The organism is Alterirhizorhabdus solaris (assembly GCF_007785815.1).
Lineage (GTDB): Bacteria > Pseudomonadota > Alphaproteobacteria > Sphingomonadales > Sphingomonadaceae > Alterirhizorhabdus > Alterirhizorhabdus solaris.
The window spans coordinates 1-3,883 of the sequence record NZ_VNIM01000172.1 but is presented as its reverse complement, the minus strand read 5'-3'; the positions used below and the strand labels follow the sequence as shown (position 1 = coordinate 3,883).

Annotated in this window: 2 protein-coding genes and 1 pseudogene; all 3 read right to left on the bottom strand. The window is 61.1% G+C overall.

Annotation, left to right across the window (positions count from 1 at the left end):
* The coding region (locus FOY91_RS20820; protein ID WP_203234655.1) for a helix-turn-helix domain-containing protein at positions 1-190 on the bottom strand (190 nt) is incomplete at its 3' end.
* A 94-nt stretch (positions 191-284) separates the two neighbouring features.
* Positions 285-392: pseudogene (locus FOY91_RS20815) on the bottom strand (IS481 family transposase); the annotation flags it as partial.
* Positions 393-734: 342 nt separating this feature from the next.
* On the bottom strand, positions 735-3,389 hold the full coding sequence (locus tag FOY91_RS20810; RefSeq protein WP_145155917.1) for a TonB-dependent receptor: 2,655 nt from the start codon (positions 3,387-3,389) through the stop codon (positions 735-737).
* Positions 3,390-3,883: the final 494 nt, after the last annotated feature.

Here is a 3,883-nt window from a genome sequence, read left to right as displayed (position 1 = left end):
TCCTGGCCGCACGGCGGTCGCCACCCTGCGGTTTGGCAGCCGGCGTGCCGTTCCGAACGACCAACTGCCGCCAGCGGATCGCACTCGCCGCGCTCACCCCGAACCGCGCTGCCGCGGCCCGGCACGACATCCCGGCATCAACCGCGGCGACCACCCGCTCTCGAAGGTCCTGTGACAGCACTCGTGGCATCCATGCCGGCCTCCTCGACCCGGCACAAAGCCTGAATCAGAAAACCGCGCTCGTGTGAATCCTCAACGATTCAGAAGGCGCGGAAACCGCTCTAGTTAATCCCGTGACGCTTCGCCAGCGTCCTCAGGCTTTCTTGACTATGCTGTATCGATCGACGGACTGCCTCTGTCGTACGGGCGCTGCCGTGTAGAACCCGTCGCATAATGCAACCTTTCAGGTTTGCGCCGATGATGCACCATCAAAGTCCGGGATCAAACACCTGCAATACCGTCTGCCCACAAAGCAGCCTTGACTACCGACCACCGGCCCAGGAAACCGCCACTCCGCCATTGCAAACCATCAAACCGGAACACTCGGTGGGGGCCGATCACGCACCTGTTTCGGGCAACCCGCGCCGATCATCACTGACGAGACGCGATGCCGCGACGCGAGCCAGGCGAGCCCGACTTGCGCCATCGACTACTCCACCGCGCCCGCCCGGCGCCATCACGGCATCAGCAAGTCTCCGATCCACGTGCCCAACGTCACCGACGACGTCCTGAGCCTAGAACTTCACCGTCAGATCCACACCGTAGGTCCGCGCCTGCTGGAAGCTCGCCGAGCGCTCGACGCCGGCACCAACACCGCCGGGGAACTGAATATGCCTGTCGTTGGTGATGTTGCGCCCCCAGAGTGCAAACGTGGTGTCCACTCCGCCCAGCCGGACATCCGAGAGCGCGATACGGCCGTTCAGGATCACGGTCGTGGGCACCGTTTCAAGCTTGTCCCAGCCCGGAAACGGCAGCGGTGCGTCGATATTCGCATCGATCCGCATGGACGATTTGATCTGGGCGTCCAGCCGAGCGGTCAGACGAGCATCGCTATCGAACATGGGTTCCGATTCCCATTGCACGTAAAGATTGCTGGTAATCTTGGGCGTCAGCGTGTTTCGGTAATTTTTCGACTGGGCAATTTCGCAAGCCGCGAGCGCGGCAGGGTTGGCGGCCGCAAACACGAATTCCGTAGTGCATATATTGGCGATCGAAAGCACTTCGCCATTGAGCGTGCCGAGGAACTTGAAGTGCGTGTAGCCAAGGTTCGCACCCATCGTTAGCGAGCGGGTCGGTGCCGCGGTGAGTTCCACTTCGACACCCCTCGCCCTGGCCGGCGGACGTGCGCTGACAACAAGGGTCGGAATCGTGGCAAGATCGGGGCGGGTCAACGCGAAGGCCGCGCCACCGTTCGCGAACTGCAGATTGTCATAGGTAACGGAGAAGACCGCGAGGTTAGCACGCAGCTTGCCATCGAACACGGTCGTCTTCAGGCCCGCCTCATAGGACTTGGCGATTTCCGGCTTCCACGGCAGATTCGATATTTGGCCGCCGGACACATATGAGCGGGAGTATTTCGCATAGACCAGGGTCTCTCTGCTGGGCTTGTAGTTGGCGCCAAACGTATAGGACCACTGATTGTCATCGTAGACGAAGCTCGAGACCTGCGAGGGTGTGTAGGACACGAAGCCATTCACGCGGTCGCCAGGCGTTGCCGGATTCCACCGGCCACCGATGTACGATGTTCCGGTCTTGTGGTCATCGGTATAGCGGACACCGGCGACCAGATCGACGACCGGGAGAACATGCACTTCAACCTGGCCATAGCCGGCGATCGAAGTCGCTCGGGGCCGGAACCGCGCTTCGTTCGGTGCCTGCGCGCCGACCGTGCCGTTGGCCTGCGGCAGAAGACCGGTGTTGTTCGGAATCTGGATATACATGGACTTTGACGACCACATCGTACGCGGACCACCCTCCTGCTCGCTCGAGTGGAAGTAGATGGCACCTGCTGTCGCATCCAGTAGATCAGTGTTATAGTTCAGCTGCAATTCGCCGCTGTACTGCTCGTTGCGATAGATGCGCTGCGTTCCGCCTTCATGCAGGCGATTGCCGACTGCCGCGGCGTACTGGGCCTTGGTTGCTGCGGAGATGAACCCGGAGGTATCGGCCTGGATCGCCGCGTTGGCGGCCGGGGTGATGACCATGCCGCTCATACCTGCAAGAGCGCTTGCGCCGTAAAGGTACGAACGACGATAGGACGCGATCGCCCTCGCGGAAAAGTTGTCCGTGGTGCGCCAGTTGGCGGTCAGGTTGTGACCGGAATATCGTTGCTTGCCCGGGACGGTCCATGCGTTGGTGGCAAAACCGGTGCGAAGGCCTTTCGTCGCAAAAACCGGGACTGCACCCGCCTGGACGGTCTGACCGATGAATGCCCCGCTCGTCGCGACACCGGCAACCTGGTTGTTCATCAACAGGGTGAGGATGCGGCCGTTGCCGGAGTTGGGATTGACGGCAACCGCCACGTTGGCCTCGGGCGTGAAGTCGTTGATGGCCCAGTCATATTTGTAGACCATGTTGAGGTTGTCGGTCGGCTCGAACTTGAGCGCTGCGAAAACGGACTCTGAATTGCCGTCGCCGAGTGTTTTGGGTGACACCTGCCTGCCCAGCCCGTCCGGCCCGGTCTTGTCCCAAATGACACCGGCGGCCGTGTTTCGGGTGTCGCCGCGTCTCTCGTTATGTTGGTACGTCACATAGGCGCTGAACGGGCCGAACTGCGGGGATTCGATCGTCGCGCGCAGGCGGCGCTGGTCATAGTTGCCGATCGTGCCCGATACGGTGCCACCGAACTTGCCGGTGGGGTCGCGGGTGATGATGCTGACTGCGCCAGCCGTGGCATTGCGCCCGAACAGGGTGCCCTGCGGGCCCCGCAACACTTCGATGCGTGCGATATCGGCGATGTCGAAGATCGAACCGCGCGCCGAACTGATATAGACGCCGTCAAGGTTGATCGAGACTTCCTTGTCCGAGCCAGGCACGACACCATAGCTGTTCACGCCGCGAACGGAGAACGACGCGATCTGGGTGCCGCCTGCCGCGGGACGGACGGACACGTTTGGGGCGATGCCGTTGAGATCGGCCACGCTGACGATACGGTTGGTTTGGAGTGAAGCCGCGCTGATCGCGGTCACCGCCACCGGGACGTCCTGCAGGCTCTGCTCGCGCCTCTGCGCCGTGACGACGATCTCTTCGAGGCCGCCGGCTGCCTCCGCCTGCGATGTGCCTTGCGCCGCCGCGGCATCTTGCGCCGCCGCGGCACCCGCCGAAAGAGCGATGCCGGCAACGCTGACGCTTGCCAGCAGACGAGCACACACTATGCCCCTGTTTTTCATGATATTTTCCTCCCCCTGACCCGGCCGTTTATTTTATCGCCCGGTGACATTTGTTCTCGTCTACCTACCTATGCCCAGGTTGGCAGACAATCACGGTAGAACTCTAGACGATGAGCGGCCAAGGAGCCATATTGAAATTGAAGCGCACTAACTACGTAGAAATGTGCCATTTTGTTACAAATGAGCGACCGCTACTTCGGCAGGTTGGTTTGCGGGCGAAGCGAGCGTCTCATTGCGATGAGGGCAACGTGCAACGCGGGCCCTCCGATTAGAGACTCACTATCTGTAATAGGGCGAGAATGTTCAGAGTCAGTGTAAAGGATCGGCGCGCCCGAAACCCGGTCCCATATGGCTTTCGCTTTTCATTCTAGGGTCAGGACCCATTGATGTGATCGTCGCGATCTGATTCAGGCTCCGCAAGGAGACCGGGATGAGTGACCTGTTTTGGCTGACGGATGAGCAGATCGAGCGGCTGCGGCCGTTCTTTCCCAAGG